At 64.8% G+C, this 21,024-nt stretch carries 21 protein-coding genes; 14 read left to right on the top strand and 7 right to left on the bottom strand.

Annotated features, from left to right (window positions below):
* Positions 1–13: 13 nt before the first annotated feature.
* On the top strand, positions 14–4,042 hold the full coding sequence (locus tag AAC645_RS01230) for a multiheme c-type cytochrome (protein ID WP_340313330.1): 4,029 nt from the start codon (positions 14–16) through the stop codon (positions 4,040–4,042).
* Positions 4,043–4,264: 222 nt separating this feature from the next.
* Here AAC645_RS01230 and AAC645_RS01225 read toward each other — a convergent pair whose 3' ends face one another.
* From AAC645_RS01225 to fsa, 4 genes are read right to left on the bottom strand one after another with little or no spacing between them, the layout of a single operon-like run.
* Positions 4,265–4,771, bottom strand: a complete 507-nt coding sequence (locus tag AAC645_RS01225) for a GNAT family N-acetyltransferase (protein WP_340313231.1) — start codon at positions 4,769–4,771, stop codon at positions 4,265–4,267.
* 16 nt (positions 4,772–4,787) lie between these two features.
* Positions 4,788–5,714: a tyrosine recombinase XerC gene (locus AAC645_RS01220; protein ID WP_340313230.1), complete on the bottom strand. Its 927-nt coding sequence runs from the start codon at positions 5,712–5,714 to the stop codon at positions 4,788–4,790.
* Positions 5,699–6,259: a DUF484 family protein gene (locus AAC645_RS01215; protein WP_340313229.1), complete on the bottom strand. Its 561-nt coding sequence runs from the start codon at positions 6,257–6,259 to the stop codon at positions 5,699–5,701. Before AAC645_RS01215 ends, AAC645_RS01220 begins: the two co-directional genes overlap by 16 nt.
* Positions 6,260–6,309: 50 nt before the next feature.
* Positions 6,310–6,963, bottom strand: coding sequence for a fructose-6-phosphate aldolase (fsa, locus tag AAC645_RS01210; RefSeq protein ID WP_340313227.1), 654 nt, complete (start codon positions 6,961–6,963; stop codon positions 6,310–6,312).
* A 168-nt stretch (positions 6,964–7,131) separates the two neighbouring features.
* On the opposite strand from fsa, the gene AAC645_RS01205 reads away from it, so the two are divergent.
* From AAC645_RS01205 to AAC645_RS01165, 9 genes are all read left to right on the top strand, one after another.
* On the top strand, positions 7,132–8,355 hold the full coding sequence (locus tag AAC645_RS01205; protein WP_340313226.1) for a hypothetical protein: 1,224 nt from the start codon (positions 7,132–7,134) through the stop codon (positions 8,353–8,355).
* A 10-nt stretch (positions 8,356–8,365) separates the two neighbouring features.
* On the top strand, positions 8,366–10,534 hold the full coding sequence (locus AAC645_RS01200; protein ID WP_340313225.1) for a primosomal protein N': 2,169 nt from the start codon (positions 8,366–8,368) through the stop codon (positions 10,532–10,534).
* Positions 10,535–10,680: 146 nt separating this feature from the next.
* Positions 10,681–11,472, top strand: a complete 792-nt coding sequence (gene fliP / locus AAC645_RS01195; protein ID WP_340313224.1) for a flagellar type III secretion system pore protein FliP — start codon at positions 10,681–10,683, stop codon at positions 11,470–11,472.
* 120 nt (positions 11,473–11,592) lie between these two features.
* Positions 11,593–11,874, top strand: coding sequence for a flagellar biosynthesis protein FliQ (gene fliQ, locus AAC645_RS01190; protein ID WP_340313223.1), 282 nt, complete (start codon positions 11,593–11,595; stop codon positions 11,872–11,874).
* Positions 11,871–12,653 (top strand): flagellar biosynthetic protein FliR, encoded by a 783-nt coding sequence (gene fliR, locus AAC645_RS01185; protein WP_340313222.1) that lies wholly within the window; start codon positions 11,871–11,873, stop codon positions 12,651–12,653. Before fliQ ends, fliR begins: the two co-directional genes overlap by 4 nt.
* A 3-nt stretch (positions 12,654–12,656) precedes the next feature.
* Positions 12,657–13,796: a flagellar type III secretion system protein FlhB gene (gene flhB / locus AAC645_RS01180; RefSeq protein ID WP_340313220.1), complete on the top strand. Its 1,140-nt coding sequence runs from the start codon at positions 12,657–12,659 to the stop codon at positions 13,794–13,796.
* Positions 13,797–13,906: 110 nt separating this feature from the next.
* Positions 13,907–15,535: a flagellar filament capping protein FliD gene (gene fliD / locus AAC645_RS01175; protein ID WP_340313218.1), complete on the top strand. Its 1,629-nt coding sequence runs from the start codon at positions 13,907–13,909 to the stop codon at positions 15,533–15,535.
* A gap of 32 nt (positions 15,536–15,567) precedes the next feature.
* Positions 15,568–15,966 (top strand): flagellar export chaperone FliS, encoded by a 399-nt coding sequence (locus AAC645_RS01170; protein WP_340313216.1) that lies wholly within the window; start codon positions 15,568–15,570, stop codon positions 15,964–15,966.
* A gap of 54 nt (positions 15,967–16,020) precedes the next feature.
* Positions 16,021–16,299, top strand: a complete 279-nt coding sequence (locus AAC645_RS01165) for a hypothetical protein (RefSeq protein WP_340313215.1) — start codon at positions 16,021–16,023, stop codon at positions 16,297–16,299.
* Between the two features lie 3 nt (positions 16,300–16,302).
* On the opposite strand, the gene AAC645_RS01160 is transcribed toward AAC645_RS01165, so the two are convergent.
* Positions 16,303–16,482, bottom strand: coding sequence for a DUF4169 family protein (locus AAC645_RS01160; RefSeq protein ID WP_340313213.1), 180 nt, complete (start codon positions 16,480–16,482; stop codon positions 16,303–16,305).
* 62 nt (positions 16,483–16,544) lie between these two features.
* Here AAC645_RS01160 and rnc point away from each other — a divergent pair, with 62 nt between their 5' ends.
* Positions 16,545–17,213 carry a ribonuclease III gene (rnc, locus tag AAC645_RS01155; RefSeq protein WP_340313212.1) on the top strand — a complete coding sequence of 223 codons (669 nt, stop codon included), beginning with the start codon at positions 16,545–16,547 and terminating at the stop codon, positions 17,211–17,213.
* Positions 17,210–18,103, top strand: coding sequence for a GTPase Era (gene era, locus AAC645_RS01150; protein ID WP_340313211.1), 894 nt, complete (start codon positions 17,210–17,212; stop codon positions 18,101–18,103). Before rnc ends, era begins: the two co-directional genes overlap by 4 nt.
* Positions 18,104–18,121: 18 nt before the next feature.
* Here era and AAC645_RS01145 read toward each other — a convergent pair whose 3' ends face one another.
* Both AAC645_RS01145 and AAC645_RS01140 read right to left on the bottom strand, forming a co-directional pair.
* Positions 18,122–18,826, bottom strand: a complete 705-nt coding sequence (locus AAC645_RS01145; protein ID WP_340313209.1) for an NAD-dependent deacylase — start codon at positions 18,824–18,826, stop codon at positions 18,122–18,124.
* Between the two features lie 42 nt (positions 18,827–18,868).
* Positions 18,869–19,423, bottom strand: coding sequence for a DUF922 domain-containing protein (locus AAC645_RS01140; protein WP_340313207.1), 555 nt, complete (start codon positions 19,421–19,423; stop codon positions 18,869–18,871).
* A gap of 117 nt (positions 19,424–19,540) precedes the next feature.
* Here AAC645_RS01140 and dapB point away from each other — a divergent pair, with 117 nt between their 5' ends.
* Together dapB and nth are read left to right on the top strand one after the other, a co-directional pair.
* Positions 19,541–20,299 carry a 4-hydroxy-tetrahydrodipicolinate reductase gene (gene dapB / locus AAC645_RS01135; protein ID WP_340313205.1) on the top strand — a complete coding sequence of 253 codons (759 nt, stop codon included), beginning with the start codon at positions 19,541–19,543 and terminating at the stop codon, positions 20,297–20,299.
* A complete protein-coding gene (nth, locus tag AAC645_RS01130) occupies positions 20,296–20,970 on the top strand; it encodes an endonuclease III (RefSeq protein ID WP_340313204.1) in 675 nt (224 codons plus the stop codon). The genes dapB and nth overlap by 4 nt, the downstream gene beginning before the upstream one ends.
* Positions 20,971–21,024 lie beyond the last annotated feature (54 nt).

Genomic DNA, 21,024 nt, shown 5'->3' with positions numbered 1-21,024 from the left:
ATCGATGCGGACGATGAGGTGGGCGGCCCGCGGCGCGATGGCGCTGGCGGCGGCGATCACCTTCCTCGTCTCGGCGCCCTCGCCTGCCCCTGCGTCCGAAGGCGAAAAGCCCGTGGCGCGCACCTATGCCAAGGTAGCCGATGCGCCGCGCACCCAGGAATGGACCGACGCCGACAGCAAGAGCATCGGCTGCATCTCCTGTCACACCGCATCCGACCGCAAGACGATGCACAGCACCGAAGCGGTCGTGCTCGGTTGCGTCGATTGCCATGGCGGCGATGCCACCGTCAGCGTCGATGCTGGCCTGAAGGCTAGCGACGCCGCCTATGTCCGCACCCGCGACAGGGCGCATGTCCTGCCGAAATATCCCCACGCCTGGAACTGGCCATCGTCGGCCAATCCCAAGCGCAGCTACACCTTGCTCAACAAGGAAGCGCCCGAATATATCCGCTTCGTCAACCCGTCCGACTATCGTGTCGCGCGGCAGGCCTGCGGCGCCTGCCACCTGGAGATCATCCAGGCGTCAGAGCGGTCGCTGATGGCGACAGGCGCGATGCTCTGGGGCGGCGGCGCCTATAATAACGGCATCGTCCCGTACAAGAACTATGTGTTCGGCGAAGCCTATACCGCGAAGGGTGAGCCGGCACAGATCAAGTCGCCGGGCAGCCCTCCCGGGACAGTTACGCCCGAGCAGAAGGCGCGCGGCGCGCTGCCAGTCATGTACCCACTGCCGACCTGGCACGTGATCCCGCCCGGCGACGTCTTCCGCGTGTTCGAACGCGGCGGCCGCACCATCAACAGCAGCTTCGCCGAGATCGGCCTGCCCAACTCAACGGGCAGCATCCAGCGCCTCGAGGAGCCGGGCCGCCCCGACCTAAAGCAGTCGAACCGCGGCCCCGGCACCGGCCTGCGCGTTGCGATCCCGGTGCTCAACATCCACAAGACCCGCCTGAACGACCCGTTCACCTGGTTCATGGGGACCAACGACCAGCCCGGCGATTATCGCAATTCGGGCTGCGCATCCTGTCACGTCGTCTATGCCAATGACCGGGAACCGACCCACAGCCTGGGCTATGCGCAATATGGCCGCGACGGGCAGACGGCGACGGTTGACCCGACCATCAAGGACAAGCTGGAGCCCAAGGACGGTGGTCACGGCGGCGGGCATGGCGACGCCGATGCGCATGCCGACAAGGCCGAGCATGGCGCCGAGGGCGTGCCGCAGCATCCGATCGGCACGATGAAGGAGAAGGGTCACCCGATCCAGCACGCCTTCACCAAGGCGATCCCGACCGCGCAGTGCATGAACTGCCATATGCACCAGCCCAACATCTTCCTGAATTCCTACCTCGGCTACACGATGTGGGACTATGAGTCCGACGCGCCGCTGATGTGGCCCGAACATCAGAAGAATCCGACCATCAAGGAGCGCTTCGAGGTCCAGCAGCGCAATCCCGAGGCTGCTGCTGCGATCGGCAAATGGTCGGACCTCGATTTCCTGCGTAATGTCTATGACGACATAAATCCGAAGGCGAAGGACACCCAGTTCGCCGACTATCACGGCCATGGCTGGAACTTCCGGGCGATCTACAAGCGCGACCGCGAGGGCAATCTGCTCGACGCCAATGGCAAGATCGTCTCGCCCGATGATCCCGAAAAATTCCGCAAGAACGGTATGGGCGAGTTCGCTCCGGTCGGCGAACAGAAGGGCAAGGCGGTCCACATGATGGACATCCATGCCGAAAAAGGCCTGCAATGCGCCGACTGCCACTTCGCGCAGGACAGCCATGGCAATGGCCTGATCTATGGCGAGGTCGCCAACGCCGTCGAGATCGGATGCAAGGACTGCCACGGCACCCCCGACGCATTCCCCACCCTGCGCACATCCGGCCCGGCGGCACGGCCCGGCGGCACCGACCTGTCGCTGCTGCGCAATTCCGATGGCCGCCGCCGCTTCGAGTGGACGGTGGACGCCAATGGCGAGCGCGCGCTTATTCAGCGCTCGATCGTCGATCCCAAGATCGAGTGGAAGGTTTCGCTCGTGAAGGAGTCGGTCGACCGCAGCAGCGCGCACTTCAATCCGCTCGCGGCGCGTTCCAAGCTGATGGGCAAGGTCGGCGTCGAAACCGGCAAGTTCGATTGGGGACCCGGCATCGCGCCGGAGGACCGCGCCCATAATGTCGACAAGATGGCCTGCTTCACCTGCCACTTGTCGTGGACGACATCGTGCGGCGGCTGCCATCTGCCGATCGAGGCGAACTGGAAGACCAGCAGCCACAAATATGACGGCATCGAGACGCGCAACTTCGCCACCTACAACCCACAGGTGGCGCGCGACGACATGTTCCAGCTCGGCATCCACCAGACCACCAAGGGCAACATCATCGCTCCAGTCCGCTCGACATCGGCGCTGGTGCTGTCGTCGACCAACCTGAACCGCGAGCGCATCTACATCCAGCAGCCGCCGCTCTCGTCGGCGGGCTTCTCGAGCCAGGCATTCGCGCCGCACTTCCCCCATACGGTGCGGAAGACCGAAACCAAGAAGTGCACCGACTGCCACCTGTCGGCGGACGACGACAACAATGCGATCATGGCGCAGCTCAACCTGCTCGGCACCAACTTCGTGAACTTCGTCGGCATGAACGCCTGGACGGGCCTGGAGAAGGGCATCGAGGCGATCCGGGTCACCGAGTGGAGCGAACCACAGGCGGTGATCGGCTCCTATCTCCACAAATATGCCTATCCCGACTGGTACAAGCAGCATCTCGACCATGGCCGCGAGCTGATCGAATGGGTACGCGGCACGCGCTTCGGCAAGAAGCTGTCGGGCGAGCCGGACTCGCTCGAAGAGTTCGCCAACACCCATCATCCGACCGACGGCGCGGCCCGCTGCGTGCAGCTGCGCGGCGAGTATTTCTTCGTTGCCGAGGGCAAGGGCGGCTTCCGCGTCTATGACGTCGCGTCGATCGCCAACAAGGGGACCTCGCAGCGGATCCTCACCGCGCCCTTCTCACCGCTCGGCCAGGACGATCATGTCGGCAGCACCAACGCGACCTGCATGGCGATTCCGACCGACCAGAACATCTCGACCGAGCGCAACGATCACATCATCAAATATTACCCCGAAAACGAAGAGCAGAAGATGGGCGAGATCTATCGCTATGCCTTCGTCACGGACTCGGTCGAAGGCCTGATCGTCGTCAACGTCGAGACGCTGAGCGATGGCGAGCCGCGCAACAATTTCCTGAAGCGCACCGTCACCTGGAACGAGAACAACATCCTCGCCGGCGCGCGCCACATCACGCTGGGCGGTAACTACGCCTATATCGCCGCCGATGTCGGCCTGGTGGTGGTCGACATCAGCGATCCCAAGCATCCGAAGCTCGCTGCCACGGTTCCGCTGCGCGATGCCCGCGCCTCGGCTCTGCAGTTCCGCTATCTGTGGGTGACCACCGCCGAGGGGCTCCAGCTGCTCGACGTGACCCATCTCGACCGGCCGGTGCTGATCCCCTCGGCGACGGTGCCGATCGCCAATGCCCAGCGCGTCTATGTCGCGCGAACCTACGCCTATGTGGCAGCGAAGCAGGACGGTCTGGTGATCGTCAATGTCACGCGGCCGTTGAAGCCGGTGATCTACCAGAAGGTGACGTTCGACGGCAGGCTCAACGATGCCGAGGACGTGATCGTCGGCACCACCAATGCGTCGCTGTTCGCTTATGTCGCCGATGGCCGCAACGGCCTTAAGGTGATCCAGCTCACCTCGCCCGCCAGCCAGCCCAATTTCTACGGCTTCGCACCGGCGCCCAAGCCCGAGCTGATCGCCTGGGCAAGGACCCCCTCGCCGGCGCTCGCGCTGTCGAAGGGGCTGGATCGCGACCGCGCGGTCGACGAGAGTGGCAACCAGATCGCTATCTTCGGCCGGGTCGGATCGCGGCCGTTCAAGCGCAGCGAGATGGAGCGCCTGTTCCTGAACTCGAAGGGCGAGCCCTGGAAGGTCAGCGACACCGCGACGTTTGCGGATTGGGTCGCAGCGCGGAAGTAGGCGGTTAGAACCTGTCCTATCGGCTATGGGCAGGTATAGAGCGGAATGACTTTACCTTGATCCGTTCGTCCCGAGCGAAGTCCAGGGACGTCCGCACGCGGTACGGGCGATGTCTCGACTTCATCCATTGGATGAAGTTCATCCTGAGCGCCTGCCTTGCAGGCAGTCGAAGGGCTCACACGAACGGGTCGAGAGTGTGGGTCAAATCGACGTCATCCCCATCTAGACGTCGAGCGCCTTCTCCAGCACCACCATCTCGAGCGGCGGATCCATCTCGATCGGGAAGGGTCGCCGCTCGCCGGTGAGCCCGTATCCGCGCCGCTCATAATAGGCGATCAGCTCGGAGCGTTGGGAGATGACGGTCAATTCCATCAGATGCGCCTCGAACGCTGCGACGGCGACGGCTTCCGCCGCTTCGATCAGCCTCCTGCCAAGCCCTCCGGCCTGCAGCTGCGGATCGACCGTCAGTAGCCCAAGATAGGCAGTGCCATATTCCCGGTCGCTGATCTGGACGCTGCCGATGATGCGATCACCATCGACCGCAATCAGCAGCCGCTCATTGTCGTCATCGATACTGGCGGCGAGGATATCGTGGCTGGTGCGCTGCCCTTCGCGGATAATGTCGGCTTCATGCGTCCACCCAGCCTTCGCCTCCTTGCCGCGATAGGCGCGCTCGATCAGCGCATGGAGGTCTGCCAGGTCCGCGTGACTGGCTCGCCTTATCGTCAAGGTCCGCTCCATTGCTTCAGGCCCTCGGATGCGCATTGCGATAGACGTCCATCAGATGGGCGGCATCGACACCCGTATAGACCTGAGTGGACGACAGGCTGGCATGGCCAAGCAGTTCCTGCAGCGATCGCAGGTCGGCACCCCGCCCCAGCAAATGGGTCGCGAAACTGTGCCGCAGTGCGTGGGGGGTCGTTCGCTCGCCGAGGCCTAGCCGCACCCGAGCCGCCTGTACCGCGCGGCGGATAAGCTCGGGCGCCAGCGGCCCACCGCGTGCGCCACGAAACAATATCTCGCCACGCGCTGCGCCATAGGGCGACAGAGCCACATAGCGCTCGATCGCGAGCCGGACCGGTTCGAGCATCGGCACGACCCGAGTCTTGGCCCGCTTGCCCGTGACCATCAGCGTGTCGCCCAGCGGCAATATGTCTCCGGTCAGGGCCATCGCCTCGCCGATCCGCAGGCCCGCTCCATACAGCAGCAGCAGCACCGCCTCGTCACGCGCGGCTATCCAGGGTTCGGTCGCGGAGTCCGCAGCATCCTCAGCGATTGCGCTGACATCGTCGGGTGAGATCGGCCGCGGCACGCCCCGTTTGATGCGCGGGCCCTTCACCTTGACCGGTTTGGCCGCACCTTCGCGATCGGCGACATAGTCGAGGAAGGTACGGACTGCCGACAATTCTCTCGCTGCAGAGACATTGGCCAGCCCTTCCGCACGCCGTTCCGCGAGATAGCCGCGGATGTCGCCACGCTCGAGATGCGCCAACAGCCTGCCATCGACCGGCGCGCCGCGGTGGCGGCCGATGAAGGCGATCAGCCGATGCGCGGTGGCGAGATAAGCTCTTATGGTATGTTCGGAGCGCCGCCGGTCGCGACGCAGATGATCCGCCCAGTCCACGGCCAGCGTGCGGGCGGGATGATCATCCAATGTCAGGGCAGCAACCACCGCCCTATCATGCGCGAAAGCATCGCGCCTAGGAAGCCCAGCAGTTCGGAACCCGCGCGGGTGTCGAAACCCTGCGGGCGACGCTGCCCCAGCGCGACCACGCCGCCCGGCAAGGGCGGCTCGGAGGGAAGGCGCACCAGAGCCTCAGCGCGAATGAGCTCTGAAGCCGGTCCGAACAGCGGATGGCCGCGCTCCACGCCGCGCATCACCACGCCCTGGATGTCGGCGATCGACCGCTCGATGATCCGCCGCTCGACGAACTGCATGCCCGACGCATCCGCCCGCAGGCCCTTGTCCCCGACGAACAGGGCGACCGAAACCGCATCCAGCCCGAGCAGATCGGGCCACAATTGGGTGACGATATGGATCAGATGGTCGAGGCCGTCGGCCTCGGTCGCGGCGAGCACTGCGGAATGGATCGAGGAGACAGCGCCGGAATGGCCGCGTGCAAAAGCGATCAGGTCCTGATTGGCCTCCTCGACTTCGGCCATGCGCCGCCTCAGCGAGGCCATCGCACCGCCTTCGAAATCGATCACGCTTCCCATGGACGGCAGTTTAGCGTCCAATGGTTAACGCACAATTCGTTTGTTCGCCCTCACAGGATGCTTTGCCCGGTCTTCGCCCAGTCGGCCATGAAGCCGGCGATGCCTTTCTCCGTCAGCGGATGATTGAACAGCGAGCGGATCACGGCCGGCGGGGCGGTCATCACGTCAGCGCCGATCTTTGCCGATTCGAGGACGTGAACCGGATGGCGCACGCTCGCGACCAGGATCTCGGTACCGAAATCGTAATTGTCGTAGATCTGGCGGATGTCGGCGATCAGGCCCATGCCGTCGAAGCCGATATCGTCGTGCCGGCCGACGAACGGCGAGATGAACGAAGCGCCGGCCTTGCCGGCGAGCAGCGCCTGGTTCGCCGAGAAGCACAGGGTGACGTTCACCATCGTGCCGTCGTCGGACAGCGCCTTGCAGGTCTTGAGGCCGTCTATCGTCAACGGCACCTTGATGCAGACATTGTCCGCGATCTTCCGCAGCAACTCGGCTTCGCGCATCATCGTGGCGTGGTCGAGCGCGACGACCTCGGCTGACACCGGACCCTCTACGAGACCGCAGATCTCGGCGATCACCTCCACGAATTTGCGACCCGATTTCGCGATCAATGAAGGATTGGTTGTGACGCCGTCGACCAGACCGGTCGCGGCCATATCGGCGATTTCGGCAGTGTCGGCGGTATCGACGAAGAATTTCATGGGACGCCCCTTGGCTATATCGATGTTTGCGCCCGCCTATAACGGCGGCTGGCGCATCCGCCTAGGGACTGTCCCGTAAGCACGGAACAAAAGCGGCCGCACGAGTGTTGCGCCCGGTTCTATTGAAACTCAAACCCGGGTTCACCCAAGTTAGCCGATGGCCTGACAATGGAATCTCAGCACCCACAAGCGTCGCTTGCAGCCGAGCATGATGTGGTGATGTTGTTCCTCGGTGGCGCGCATCAGCTGTTTCATCTCGCGCCCGTCGCCGCCATGCTCAGCCGGATCCTCCCCGGCACGCCCATTACCTGCATCGCGGCCGACCCCCATATCGCGCAACTGCTGGGGGAAGTCCGCAGGCGGTTGAATTCCCCCGACATGGCCATTGAGGTGGTCGAACCTCCCCGGTGGGGCCGTCGCCTCGCCGCACTGTTCAGGCGCCATAGCATCAAGAAGCTCGCGCTGCTCTTCGCCCTTGCGCGCCGGCTCTCGTCGGCAGCCGCCATCGTAACGCCGGAGCGGACCTCTGCCTGGCTGCGTATCCTGCACATGACGCGCGCCAGCATGATCCACTTCCGCCATGGTGCCGGTGACCGCGCGCCGTCGTCGGAGCGGAGGCTGAAGGCGTTCGACCTGATCGTCGTCCCGGGCGAGAAGGATGTCGAACGCGCGATAAAGCGGCGCCATGTCGATCCGTCGCGCGTGAGGGTAGGTGGATATGTGAAGCTCGATTATCTGCGCCACCATGCTCATTTCGGTGCTCGCCTGTTCGACAATGACCGGCGGACGATCGTTTATAATCCCCACTTCGATCGCTCCATATCATCGATCGACGTTGCCAGAATGGTGGTAGAGACGATCCGGAAGGATGGCCGCTACAATCTGGTCTTCGCACCGCACATTCGCCTCGCGGAGGATATGAGCACAGACGATCGCGCCGGCTGGTACGCGTTGGCCGAGTCAGGTCATGTCATCGTCGACCTCGAATCGGATCGGCTGATCGACATGAGCTATGTCCGCATGGCGGACATCTATCTGGGCGACATGTCGAGCCAGCTCTATGAGTTTCTGGCGGAACCGAGGCCCGCGGCGTTCGTCAACGCGCATGGCGTCGATTGGAAAGACGATCCTCGCTATGCCGGATGGCATCTGGGCAAGGTCGCCGAGTCGCCGCAAGATCTGATGCAGGCGATCGACAGCGCGATCGCCGAACATCACGAAGTGGTCGAGCGCCAGCGAGAAGCGGTGCGGCGAGCGTTTGGCGAGATCGAGGGCGCCTGCGAGCGCGCCGCGCACATAGTGGCCGAAGCGATAGCCGAATCCTCGTCGAAACCGTTCCCGCTTCGGCGGCCGGCGGGGGGAAGAGTTGCAGCCCTGAGCCCCTCCCCCTAAGCACGGCCGCATGGCTCGTGCCCATGTGCTTCTCCTCAATCCTGCCCTTGGCCCGCTCGATTATCGTGTCGATCGGGAGCATGTAGTTGCGCCCGGCAGCATCGTCCTTGCGCCGCTGGGGCCGCGCCAGATGGTCGGCGTCGTCTGGGAAGAGGAGACGTTGCCGTCGGCCGATCAGGTCGGCGACAATCGGCTGCGGCCGCTGCTCGGCGTTTATGACGTGCCGCCGATCGCAGCGCCGCTGCGCCGGCTGATCGAATGGACCGCCGACTATTATCTGGCGCCGCCCGCGGCGGTGCTGCGGATGGCCCTGCCCTCGTCCAGCGCACTCGACGGCGCGCACACGATCACCGAATATCGGGCGACCGGCGAGCGGCCCGGCAGGATGACTCCGCAGCGTGAACAGGCGCTCGACCGGATCGGCCAGCGCCAAGGGCTGATCCGCGAACTGACCACTATCGCCGATGTCTCCGAAGCGGTGATCCGCGGGCTCGTCAAATCGGGGGCGATCGAAGCGGTGACGGTATCGATCGACACGCCCTGGCCGTCGCCGGATCCCGATCATGACGTGCCCATATTGTCCGACGAACAGCAGCTTGCCGCCGGCCTGCTTGCCGATGCGGTACGAGCAGCCGATTTTCATCCGTTCCTGCTCGACGGGGTGACCGGATCCGGCAAGACGGAAGTCTATTTCGAGGCAATCGCGGAGGCGCTTCGTCTGGGGCGTCAAACGCTGATCCTGCTCCCCGAAATTGCGCTGACCGAGCCCTTTCTGAAGCGGTTCGAGGCACGCTTCGGCCACTTGCCGATCGCCTGGCACAGCGAGCTCCGCCAGTCGCAGCGGCGGCGCGCGTGGCGCGGCATCGCGAATGGCGAGGCGCGCGTGGTGGTCGGCGCGCGCTCGGCGCTGTTCCTGCCCTACCGCAATCTCGGCCTGATCGTCGTCGACGAGGCGCATGAAACGAGCTTCAAGCAGGAGGATGGCGTCCTCTATCATGCCCGCGACGTTGCGGTGATGCGCGCCAAGCTGGAAACCATCCCGATCGTTCTCGCCTCGGCCACTCCAGCCATCGAGACCCGGCAACAGGCGGCGATCGGGCGCTACACCGAACTCAAACTGACCTCACGCCACGGCAGCGCCGAGATGCCTCAGATAGAGGCAATCGATCTGCTCGCCGAGCCGCCGCCCCGCGGCCGCTGGCTGGCGCCCTCGCTCGTGCGCGCGCTGCAGGACCGGCTCGACAAGCGCGAGCAGAGCCTGCTCTTCCTCAACCGCCGCGGCTACGCGCCGCTGACGCTGTGCCGAACCTGCGGACATCGTTTCCAATGTCCGAACTGCACCGCCTGGATGGTCGAGCATCGCCTGCTCAGCCGGCTGCAATGCCATCATTGCGGACACAATATGCCGCCGCCCGCGCATTGCCCCGAATGCAAGGACGAGGACAGCCTCGTGGCGTGCGGCCCCGGCGTCGAGCGCATCGCCGATGAGGTGACGGCGCTGTTCCCCGACGCGCGCATCGCCATCGCTACGTCGGATACCTTGTCGACGCCGGTGCGCGCCGCCGAGTTCGTCGAGCGAATGGAGGCGGGCGATATCGACGTGGTCGTCGGCACCCAGCTCGTCACCAAGGGCTATCACTTCCCGGAGCTGACGCTGGTCGGGGTGATCGACGCCGACCTCGGCCTTTCCGGTGGAGACCTTCGCGCCGCCGAGCGCAGCTTCCAGCAGATCGCCCAGGTGGCGGGTCGCGCGGGGCGAGGTGCGAAGCCCGGCCATGTCTATATCCAGACGCATGCCCCCAAGGCGCCGGTGATCCAGGCGCTGTTGTCCGGCGACGCACATAGCTTCTATGCCGCCGAAACCGAGGCGCGGAAGATGGCGGAGGCGCCACCGTTCGGCCGCTATGCCGCGATCATCGTCTCTTCGGAAAAGCTCGACGAAGCCGCCGTCACCGCGCGTCTGATCGGCCGCACCTCGCCCGCGGTCGAGGGCATGCACGTCTATGGCCCCGCCCCCGCGCCGTTGGCGATGCTACGCGGACGGCATCGGCACAGGCTGCTGGTCCACGCGCGGCGATCGCTCGATGTTCAGCAGGTCATACGGGACTGGCTCGGCCCGCTGGAATGGCCGCGTGGGGTACGTGTGGCGGTTGATGTCGATCCATACAGCTTCCTTTGATTTTTCATCGTCATCCCAGCGGAAGCTGGGATCTCGCTGCCTTTCTCGTCCGCACAAGGGAACTGAGATTCCAGCTTTCGCGGGAATGACGAAGGGAAGAGGACGAAGCGCTTGAAGTTAACCTGTCCAAGTGCTGAAACCGCAGGATGACAGGGGCGCGCCGTATCACCATCCGATCGATTCTGGCCATCGCAGCACTGCTGTTCACCGCTCTCCTGATCGCCGATCCCGCCTTCGCCTCCAACGCCGGGCCTGCTCAGACCGGCGCGCTCGACCGGGCGATGACGACGATTTCGGGCGACGGCAAACCGCTGTCGCTGTCGCTGCAGATCCTCGTGCTGATGAGCCTGCTGACGGTGCTGCCGTCGCTGGTGCTGATGATGACCAGCTTCACTCGGATCATCATCGTGCTGTCGCTGCTGCGCCAGGCGCTCGGGCTGCAGCAGACCCCCCCGAACCAGGTCCTGGTCGGCCTCGCCCTCTTCCTGTCGCTGTTCGTGATGCGGCCCTCGATCGACCAGATCAACGCCAACGCCTTCAAGCCCTATGGCGCCGGGCAGATCACGATGGAGGAGGCGATCACCCGCAGCGGCACCGTGCTCCACCGCTTCATGGTCCTCCAGACCCGCCAGACGGACCTGAAGCTGTTCGCCGACCTCGCCAAGGCGCCGCGCTTCGCCCGGGCCGCGGACATTCCGTTTTCGATCCTGCTGCCGGCTTATGTGACGAGCGAACTCAAGACGGCGTTCCAGATCGGTTTCCTGATATTTCTGCCATTCCTGGTGATCGATCTGGTGGTCGCGTCGACCTTGATGTCGCTCGGTATGATGATGCTATCTCCGTCGATAATTTCCATGCCATTCAAACTATTACTGTTCGTTCTTGTCGACGGGTGGGCACTGACGATGGGCTCCCTGGCAGGGAGTTTCGCGACGTGAGCGGCGCCCAATCTCTACTCGTCACCCCGGCGAAGGCCGGGGTCTCGGGAGAATCACGCGCGCCCTCGCCTCATGAGATTCCGGCCTCCGCCGAAATGACGTGTGGGGTTGGAGCGGCCAATGGATAGCGCCGGCTCGCCCGACTATTTCATCGGCATCGCTCAGCAGGCGATGTGGATCCTCGCGCTGGCTTCGGCGCCGATCCTGATACCCGCGCTCGTCGCCGGCATCATCCTGGGCATGATCCAGGCGGCTACCTCGATCAACGAGCAGACGCTGAGCTTCGTGCCCAAGCTGATAATCGTCGGCATCGCACTCGCCCTGTTCGGTGGCGCGATCATGATGCTGCTCGCCGATTTCACCCGCGAGATGTTCGCGCGGATTCCGGACATGCTCAGATGATACCGCAGGGCCTGGCGGGGCTGGAGACCCAGCTCTGGCTCTGGATGATCGCGATGATCCGGCCTGGCGCCGCTTTCGTCGCCGCCCCGGTGTTCGGCGCACCGCAGGTTCCGCTGCAGCTTCGCGCCGTCGTAGCACTGGCGATCGGCGTGCCGGCGCTGGCCAACACGCCGTTTGTGCTGCCCCTGGGCGGGGTCGTCTCCGTCGCCGGCTTCGTGCTTGTCGCCGGCGAGGTGCTGGCCGGGCTGGCGCTGGGTTTCGCGGTCCAGATCGGCTTTTCCGCCGCGCTGGTCGCGGGCGAAGTGGTCAGCAACGCCATGGGCTTGGGCTTTGCTGCGATGGTCGATCCCGCGAGCGGAGCCCCCACCCCTGCGGTGAGCCAGTTCCTGTCGCTTATGGCAGTCTTCCTGTTCCTATCGACCGGCGGCCATCTCCAACTCGCCGCGATCATCGTCGAAAGCTATCGCGCGCTGCCGCCGGGCGAGGCGTGGCTCGGCGCGAAAAGCATACAGGGACTGGTGCTGTTCGGGGGCGACCTGTTCGCCGCCGGGCTCGCTATCGCCCTGCCGGTGGGTTTCGCGATCATTCTCGTCCAGCTGGTGATGGCCATGCTGGCGCGATCGGCGCCGCAAATGAATATCTTCTCGGTCGGTCTGCCGGCCACGCTCATGGCCGGACTGGTGCTGATGGCGATCGCCGCACCGGTCATGGCCGACGGCATCACCGCCGCGATCCAGCGAGGCCTGGCCGAGGCTCGCCTGTTGGCAGCGGGGAAATAGCCCGTGGCCGACGGTCCCGAGGACGACGAAAAGACCGAAGCGCCAACCGCGAAGCGCCGGCAGGATGCATCCGACAAGGGCGATGTCCTTCAATCCAAGGAGCTTGGCACCGCGCTGGTGATGATTGTCGGCGCCGCATGGGTCGCGATGGCGGGCCCCTGGCTGATCGCGGCGCTCAAGCAGATGCTGTCGAACGCGCTCTCGTTCGACAGCAGTGCCATCCAGAATTTCGATCCGCTCGGCGCGGTGTTGTCCACCGTGACTACCGTCGCCATGCCGATCGTCCTGTTGTTCGGGCTTACCATGGCCGCGGCGATCGCGGCGCCTGCGATGCTCGGCTCGCTCGGCTTCCGCTGGTCGGCGATCAACTTCAATCCAGGCAAGCTCAACCCGGGCGCCGGGCTCAAGCGCATCTTCGGCATGCAGGGGCTGATCGAGCTCGGCAAGTCGCTGCTCAAGATCATCGCCCTCGGGGCGGTCGGCTATTGGCTGCTGATGGACCAGGTCGCGGCGATCGTGACCATGGGGCAGCAGGATATGCGCACCGCGCTCGATCATCTCGGATCGACCTTCATCTTCGCCGTCCTGGTAATGACCATGGCGCTCGCGATCGTCGCCGGCGCCGACGTTCCGGCTCAGATCTTCCAGCGGGCCAAGAGGCTCCGCATGTCCAAACAGGAGATCAAGGACGAGAGCAAACAGACCGAGGGCTCCCCAGAATTGAAGGCGGCGATCCGCCAGAAGCAGATGCAGATGGCAAAGGGCTCGGCGCGCAAGGCCGTGACCGAGGCGACGGTGGTTCTCACAAATCCAACCCATTTTGCCGTCGCCCTGCGCTATAAGCCCGGATATGACGCGGCGCCGATCGTCCTTGCGCGCGGCCGCGGCGCCACTGCCGAAGCGATCCGCGAGCTTGCCGCCGAGCTCGAAGTGCCGCTGCTGCAATATCCGCAGCTCACGCGCGCGATCTATTATACCAGCCGCTCGGGCCAGATGATCCGCGACGACCTGTTCATCGCGGTCGCATCGATCCTCGCCTTCGTGTTCAATCTCGACCGGGCGATGGCGGAGGGGATCGTCCAGCCCGACATCGAGGTGCCGACGGGCGCCCGGTTCGATGAGGATGGGCGGGCCGCTGTTTGATCCTTGAGCTGACACACAGGGTTAGTGCCCGTTAGGGAAATGAAAGGACTTGTCCCGCTAAATACGCCTTCGGGTGCGCCGTTATCGGCAGCAGCAGGATGGTATTTCAGATGGTCACGTCGGTCGGCTCTTCGATTCTCACGGCGCTGGGTGCGTCCAGCATCGATACGGGTTCGCTTGTCGACCAGCTCGCGACGGCCGCGATCGCCGACAAGCAGAAGGCGCTGACCACGCGCGAAAGCGTGAACACCAGCAAGATCTCCGACCTTGCGACGGCGGTCAATTCGATCGGTTCCTTCTCGTCATCGCTGTCGAGCCTGGTGTCGGGCGGCACGCTGTTCACCCAGCCCACCAGCTCCAACAGTGCGATCGTCAATGTCAGCGCCATCGCCGGGGCTCGGCTCAACGGGCTGTCCGCGACGATCAAGGTCGGCAAGCTCGCCGCCGCGCAGACCATGACCGCCGCGCCGCTTCTTAGCGCTGCGACACCCGTCGGGCTCGGTACGCTCAGCCTTAAGGTCGGCAGCCAGACCAAGACCATCACCATCGATGCGACCAATAATTCGCTGGCCGGCCTGGCCAAGGCGATCAAGGATTCCGGCCTGAGCGTGACCGCCAGCACCGTCACCGATGCGTCGGGTGCGCGGCTTGTCGTCAAAGGCACAACCGGAACGGCCAATGCCTTTTCGCTGACCATGACGAGCGGCAACGCCGCCGAACTGGGCCGCTTCGTCTACGATCCGACCACCTATGATCCCGACAACATCACCGGTCTTACACTCCAGCAGGAGGCGGGAAACGCCGAGCTGACCGTGGATGGGGTCGCCGTCACCAAGGGCAGCAACAGCTTCACCGACGTGATCGAGGGGGTGAAGGTCGATCTGGTCTCGGCCGCGCCGGGAACCAGCATCTCGATCGGATCCACCCAGCCTGTCGATGCGATCAAGCAGGCGGTCGGCGATTTCGTCGCCGCCTATAACGAGATGAAGACGACATTGACCGGAATGACCGGCACCACCGGATCGCTCCGCGGCGATGCCGGCCTGCGCGCACTCGTCCAGCGCCTCGGGACGCTGACCTCGACAAAGCTCACCTACGCCACCGACGGCAGCCCCACCACCCTGGCCGAAATCGGCGTCTCGACCAGCCGCGACGGAAGCCTGGTGCTCGACAGCGCGAAGCTGTCGACGGCGATGACGGCGAACCCGAGCGCGATCGAGGCAATGTTCAACCCCGGCCAGCGCAGCGACAATGCGCTGATCAAGATCACCAATGCGGTCGGCAAGGTGAAGGGCGGCATCTACACGGTCACCAATGCGACGCCCGGCAATGGCAGCACCAATGCCTCCGCAACGCTCGATGGCGGCTATACCCTGCCGCTCGGCCCGACGGGCGTCACGGCCTCCTTCGTGTCCGGCGCGAACGGCCTATCATTTGACGTGCTCGGCCCGGTCGCCAGCGCCAAGATCACCATCGATATGGGCCTGCAGGGCGCGCTCGACGCGATCAAGAGCGAAATGACCGCCAGTTCCGGCCAGCTCACCACGTCGCAGAAGAAGCTCGAGAACGAGAAGGCGGCGATCACCGACTCCAAGGAGAAGCTGACCACCAAGGATACCGCCTATCGCGATCAGCTGACCAAGCAGTTCACCCGAATGCAATCGGCGCTGCTCGCCTACAGCTCGACCCAGAGCTACCTCACCCAGCAGGTGAAGCTGTGGACCAACGGCAGCAATTGATCTCGAACCCGACCAAGAAGAGAGAATAAGGCATGTTCACGAACAACGGCTATGGCGCAATGGGCGGTGCGAAGCTGCGCTACCAGGCCGTCGATATCGAGAGCCAGGTCGAGGGCGCGTCGCCGCACCGGCTGATCGGCATATTGTTCGAGGAGCTGATGAAGGCGATCGAGATCATGCTGGCCGCGCAGCGGGCCGGCAATCGCACCAAGATGATCGACAAGCAGGCCCGCAGCTCGACGATCCTCCTCGCGCTCGAAACCAGCCTCGACTTTCGCAATGGCGGCGAGATCGCCCTCAACCTCGCGCGGGTCTATCGCGAGGCGCGCCGGCTGATCCAGGTAGGAGGACGCGGCAACGATGCCGCCATGGTGGAGCGCGCCCGCGATCTGCTGGCCGGGATCGTCGATGCCTGGGAACAGATCGGCTGATCTTTAGGGACTGTTAACGCTGCCGGCTGCATCATGCGGTTGCAGGAGACGATCATGGCGCTGTTCAATCACAAGTCCGCAGGCGAGAGCGCTCCGTTCAGGGAACGGCGCACGCGAGGCCGAGTCGTGGCGTTCAGCGCCGATATCGTAGCCGAACATGTCCCCTCCCCCGCCCACGCGCTCCAGCAGATGCTGGCGGACCGCGCCGTCGACAGCTTCATCGCCGATCCCGCGGAGCGCCGCCGCGCGCTGATCCGCTTCGTCGGCGTCGCCGTCCTGCTGTGGGGCGGCAGCGCCACGGCGCTCGCCACGATGATGATGCTGGCGCGGTAGGACTCAATCCCTCTCCAGCTTGGCGCCATCAAGCAGCCTGGTCGCTCTTTTCGCTTCCGCTTTATCCCTGTCCTTCTCGGCCTTCATCCGCCCGAATTTGACGCGATTCGCGTCCGCCGCCACGCGTGCGTCGAGCTTGCCCTTCGCCTTGCGCGCCTTGTTGAGATTGACCAGATCACCCATTGCTGGATTCTGCCCGCGCGCCGCAGGTGACGCAATCCCCTCGATCCGCTAGGAGCGCGCCGATGAACGACGACGCTCTCCGCGCCTGGATCGAATCCACCCTTGGTCACAGCCCCCGGGACGTGGCAATGTTCAGGCGTGCGCTGACCCATGGCAGCCATGGTCCGGTGCACTATGAGCGGCTCGAGTTCCTGGGTGATCGCGTGCTCGGGCTGATCGCGGCCGACTGGCTATATGCACTGTTCCCCGACGAACCCGAAGGCAAGCTGTCGCGCCGGCTCAACGCGATCGTCAGCCGAGAGGCCTGTGCCGAGATCGGCCGTGAAATCGGCGTCGCAACTCACCTCAAGCTCGGCAAGCAGGCCCGCGACGATGGCGCAGTCGAGAGCGACAACGTGCTCGGCGACGTGGTCGAGGCGCTGATTGGCGCGCTCTTCCTTGAAGGCGGCCTGGCCGCGCCGCAGATATTCGTCCGCCGCGCCTGGGCCGAGCGGGTGACCAGCCAGGACCAGGCCCCCAAGCACCCCAAGTCGGCGCTCCAGGAATGGGCCGCCGCCAACCGTTGCCGCCCGCCGGTCTACACCACCGGCGCGCGCACCGGGCCGCATCATGCCCCGCGCTTCACCGTCACCGTCGCGATCCCCGGCAAAGCCGAGGCCAGCGCCGAGGGCGCGTCGAAGCAGGAAGCTGAAACCGCCGCTGCCCAAGCCTTGCTGGAGAAACTGTCATGACCGAACGTTGCGGCTTTGTCGCCGTCGTCGGCGCCCCTAACGCCGGCAAGTCCACCCTCGTCAATGCGTTGGTCGGCCAGAAGGTCGCGATCGTCAGCGCCAAGGCGCAGACTACCCGCACCCGGCTGATCGGCGTCGCCATCGCCGGCGAGAGCCAGATATTGCTGGTCGACACCCCCGGCATCTTCGCGCCGCGCCGCCGCCTCGATCGCGCGATGGTGGCGGCCGCCTGGAGCGGCGCGCAGGATGCCGACCTGATCGCGCTGGTGATCGACGCCAAGACCGGCATCACCCACAAGATCGCCGAGCTGCTCGACACGCTGGCGGCGCGGCGCGAACCCAAGCTGCTGGTGCTCAACAAGGTCGATATCGCCGACAAGGGCAAGCTGCTCGAAATCGCGACAAAGCTGCAGGAAAAGCTGTCGCCTGAAGCGATCTTCATGATCTCCGCCAGTACCGGCGACGGCGTCGAGGACCTGCGCAAGGCGCTGGCCGAGCGGATGCCCGAGGGGCCATGGCACTTCCCCGAGGAACAGGTTTCCGACGCGACCGACCGGATGCTGGCCGCCGAGGTCACCCGCGAACAACTCTATCACCAGCTCCATGCCGAACTGCCTTATGCATCGGCGGTCGAGACCGAGAAATATGACGAACGCAAGGACGGCTCGGTGGCCATCCACCAGCAGATCCTGGTTGCACGCGATACACAGAAGGCCATCGTGCTCGGCAAGCGCGGCGCCCGGCTGAAGGAAATCGGCTCACGCTCACGCGCCGAACTCGAACGGCTGCTCGATCGCAAGGTCCACCTGTTCCTGCACGTCAAGGTGTCGGAGAAGTGGGAAGAAGATCGCGGTCTGTATCGCGAAATCGGGCTCGACTGGGTGGAATGACGCGAGCGGCCCGGCAAATCAGGCGCCTAGCAGCTCGTCCACCCATTGCGGCACCAGCAAGCTCGCTGGCCCCATCCGGCTCTCATGGAAGAAACAGCTTCCTGCCGACGGATCGAGGTTGAGCTCGAGCGTGTGGGCTCCGACATGCCGCGCCGACTGGACGAAGCCCGCTGCAGGATAGACCGCACCTGAGGTGCCGATCGATACGAACAGATCCGCACGCCGGAGCTCGCGATCGATCAGGTCCATTTCGTAGGGCATCTCACCGAAGAAGACGATGTCGGGCCGTAGCGCATCGATGGCCCCACAGGCGCCGCATTCGGTGCCGTCGAGCATCGCACCGCCATAGGCCGCGCGTACCCCGCATGCTCCGCACAGAGCGGACATCAGTTCGCCATGCATGTGCAGAAGGCGCTTCGCGCCGGCCCGCTCATGCAGATCGTCGACATTCTGGGTAACGATCAGCAGACCGCCAGGCCATTCGCGATCGAGCCGCGCCAGCGCCTGATGGGCCGGATTTGGCGCAACCGAACCGAGCGCCGAACGCCGCTGATCGTAGAAGTCGAGCACCAGGTCACGGTTCCGCACCAGCGCCTCGGGCGTGCAGATATCCTCGACACGATGGCCTTCCCACAGCCCACCGGGCCCTCGGAACGTGCCTAATCCGCTCTCGGCGGAAACCCCCGCGCCGGTGAGGACCACGATGTTTCGGATATTGTTCATGCCGGCATGATAGCGGGCATGTGCGTGCGCCGACAGCGGGCGTTAGGGAGCAGCGGCGGGAATTTGCTTCATGCCGTGGCGGGTGTCGCGATCATAGACTTCCTGCAGCGCGGCGATGCGCGCCTGGGTTCGCTCCGCCAACCTTTTGATCGAGTCACAACTTGCACCGCGCGCCGCCATGTTGAAGTCGTCGCGATGTTGATAAGCGATGCGCGCATGGCCGGCTTCGTGGATCTCGAGGCCATGTCGGGTACGGCGCCAGAAATCGCGCCCCTGGGCTGTGACGTCCTTGGTCACGAGCCTCGGCAGTAATATCGTGATCGACAGACTGGTCTGCGGATCGGCAACGGAGCACCGCGATCCGTAGCGCGATTCTCGCCAGCCAACCTTGATGCTCCAGGCAGTCCGCGCCATGCCATCCCCGCCGCCATTCCGCGGAGCACGTGCCCGCATCGACGCGTAGATTTCAGCGGGCGCCCGGCCCTCCACATCATAATATTCGAATTTGAGCCGCGGAATGCCTTCGAACGGCGACGGTTCAGCAGCAGTCAGGGGCGATGCAAGCGCAAGCCCGATCCCGACCATGAACAAACCCATGCGCACCATCATCGCCCTCCAGCCACAGGGTCGCGCCGCCGGCTCCCCATGTGAAGCGCTTGCGTCGCCCTGCCTCCACGGCCATGAAGCGCGCGACAGAGTGAACGGGGCATGGACATGGCGATCATCGGCATCTTGGGGGCAAATGGGCGCATGGGCCGCGCGATCGCCGATGTCGCGGCCGACCTCGGCGCAACCGTGGCCGGCGGCGTGGATCTGCAGGGCGCCGTCCATGGTCCCTATCGCGACACAGCCTCGCTCGCGGCGGCCAGCGATGTTCTCGTCGATTTCTCGGCGCCGGCCGCGCTCGCCGGCCATCTCGAAGCCGCGCTCGCCGCGAAGGTGCCGCTGGTCGTCGGCACCACCGGGCTGCAACCCGAACATCACAAGCTGATCGACGAAGCCGCTGCGCGCGGTCTGTCGGTCCTGCAGTCGGCGAACACTTCGCTCGGGATCAATCTGCTGGCCCATCTCGTCAAGGAAGCGGCCACCCGGCTGGGCAGCGACTGGGACATCGAAATCGTCGAGATGCACCATCGCCACAAGGTCGACGCACCGTCGGGCACGGCGCTGTTGCTGGGCGCGGCGGCGGCGGAAGGCCGGGGGTCGACCCTGGCCGATCTCAGCCGCTACGACCGTATCGGCCATGGCAACGACAAGCCTCGCGAGCAGGGCACGATCGGCTATGCCTCGTTGCGCGGCGGATCGGTCGCGGGCGATCATATGGTGGTGTTCGCCGGTGAGAGCGAGCGGATCGAACTCGGCCACCGCGCGGAGAACCGCGCGATCTTTGCGCGCGGCGCAGTCAAGGCGTGCCTGTGGATGAAGGGCCGGCCAGCCGGGCGATACGCCATGGGCGATGTCCTCGGCCTATGAAGAAGGCCGACGTCTTCGAATTCTATCGCCGCCTCGCCGAGAGCGATCCGGCGCCGGAGACCGAGCTCAATTATGTGAACCCCTATACGCTGCTGGTCGCAGTGGCGCTGTCCGCGCAGGCGACCGACATCGGGGTCAACAAGGCGACCGGCCCGCTCTTCGCCAAGGTCACGACGCCACAGCAGATGCTCGATCTCGGCGAGGCTGGACTCAAGGAGCACATCAAGACGATCGGCCTGTTCAATACCAAGGCCAAGAACGTTATCGCGCTGTCGCAGATCCTGATCGATCGCCATGGCGGCGAAGTGCCGCAGACCCGCGAGGCGCTGGAGCAGCTGCCAGGCGTTGGACGCAAGACCGCCAATGTGGTGATGAACGTCGCCTTCGGTGCCGAGACCATCGCGGTGGACACCCACATCTTCCGAGTTTCGAACCACACCGGGCTGGCGCCGGGCAAGAACGTCCTCCAGGTCGAGCTCAAGCTCGAAAAAGTCACCCCCCAGCCCTTCCGATCGCATGCCCACCACTGGCTGATCCTGCACGGCCGGTACATCTGCAAGGCCCGGAAACCCGAATGCTGGCGCTGCCCGGTGATCGATCTCTGCGCCTACAAGCCAAAGACGCCGCCGCCTGCGCAAAATGGCAACCAAAAGCTCGCACAAAGCGTATAAGGCGAAGCCGGATCGCGGCCCCCGAAGATGGCCGACTCCGGCAATAGGAGAAGG

This window comes from Rhizorhabdus argentea (genome assembly GCF_037861105.1).
Taxonomy (GTDB): Bacteria; Pseudomonadota; Alphaproteobacteria; order Sphingomonadales; family Sphingomonadaceae; genus Rhizorhabdus; species Rhizorhabdus argentea.
The sequence above is the reverse complement of the archived record's forward strand: the minus strand, read 5'-3'. Positions and strand labels throughout refer to the sequence as shown.

Excerpts from the sequence above, each read along its gene's own strand:
- AAC645_RS01205 (WP_340313226.1), top strand. The coding sequence starts at position 7,132 with ATGGAATCTCAGCACCCACAAGCGTCGCTTGCAGCCGAGCATGATGTG.
- AAC645_RS01145 (WP_340313209.1), bottom strand. The coding sequence starts at position 18,826 with ATGAACAATATCCGAAACATCGTGGTCCTCACCGGCGCGGGGGTTTCC.
- AAC645_RS01165 (WP_340313215.1), top strand. The coding sequence starts at position 16,021 with ATGGCGCTGTTCAATCACAAGTCCGCAGGCGAGAGCGCTCCGTTCAGG.
- rnc (WP_340313212.1), top strand. The coding sequence starts at position 16,545 with ATGAACGACGACGCTCTCCGCGCCTGGATCGAATCCACCCTTGGTCAC.
- fsa (WP_340313227.1), bottom strand. The coding sequence starts at position 6,963 with ATGAAATTCTTCGTCGATACCGCCGACACTGCCGAAATCGCCGATATG.
- AAC645_RS01200 (WP_340313225.1), top strand. The coding sequence starts at position 8,366 with ATGGCTCGTGCCCATGTGCTTCTCCTCAATCCTGCCCTTGGCCCGCTC.
- AAC645_RS01230 (WP_340313330.1), top strand. The coding sequence starts at position 14 with ATGAGGTGGGCGGCCCGCGGCGCGATGGCGCTGGCGGCGGCGATCACC.
- fliP (WP_340313224.1), top strand. The coding sequence starts at position 10,681 with ATGACAGGGGCGCGCCGTATCACCATCCGATCGATTCTGGCCATCGCA.
- AAC645_RS01160 (WP_340313213.1), bottom strand. The coding sequence starts at position 16,482 with ATGGGTGATCTGGTCAATCTCAACAAGGCGCGCAAGGCGAAGGGCAAG.
- AAC645_RS01140 (WP_340313207.1), bottom strand. The coding sequence starts at position 19,423 with ATGGGTTTGTTCATGGTCGGGATCGGGCTTGCGCTTGCATCGCCCCTG.
- fliR (WP_340313222.1), top strand. The coding sequence starts at position 11,871 with ATGATACCGCAGGGCCTGGCGGGGCTGGAGACCCAGCTCTGGCTCTGG.
- dapB (WP_340313205.1), top strand. The coding sequence starts at position 19,541 with ATGGCGATCATCGGCATCTTGGGGGCAAATGGGCGCATGGGCCGCGCG.
- fliQ (WP_340313223.1), top strand. The coding sequence starts at position 11,593 with ATGGATAGCGCCGGCTCGCCCGACTATTTCATCGGCATCGCTCAGCAG.
- nth (WP_340313204.1), top strand. The coding sequence starts at position 20,296 with ATGAAGAAGGCCGACGTCTTCGAATTCTATCGCCGCCTCGCCGAGAGC.
- era (WP_340313211.1), top strand. The coding sequence starts at position 17,210 with ATGACCGAACGTTGCGGCTTTGTCGCCGTCGTCGGCGCCCCTAACGCC.
- AAC645_RS01215 (WP_340313229.1), bottom strand. The coding sequence starts at position 6,259 with ATGGGAAGCGTGATCGATTTCGAAGGCGGTGCGATGGCCTCGCTGAGG.
- AAC645_RS01170 (WP_340313216.1), top strand. The coding sequence starts at position 15,568 with ATGTTCACGAACAACGGCTATGGCGCAATGGGCGGTGCGAAGCTGCGC.
- fliD (WP_340313218.1), top strand. The coding sequence starts at position 13,907 with ATGGTCACGTCGGTCGGCTCTTCGATTCTCACGGCGCTGGGTGCGTCC.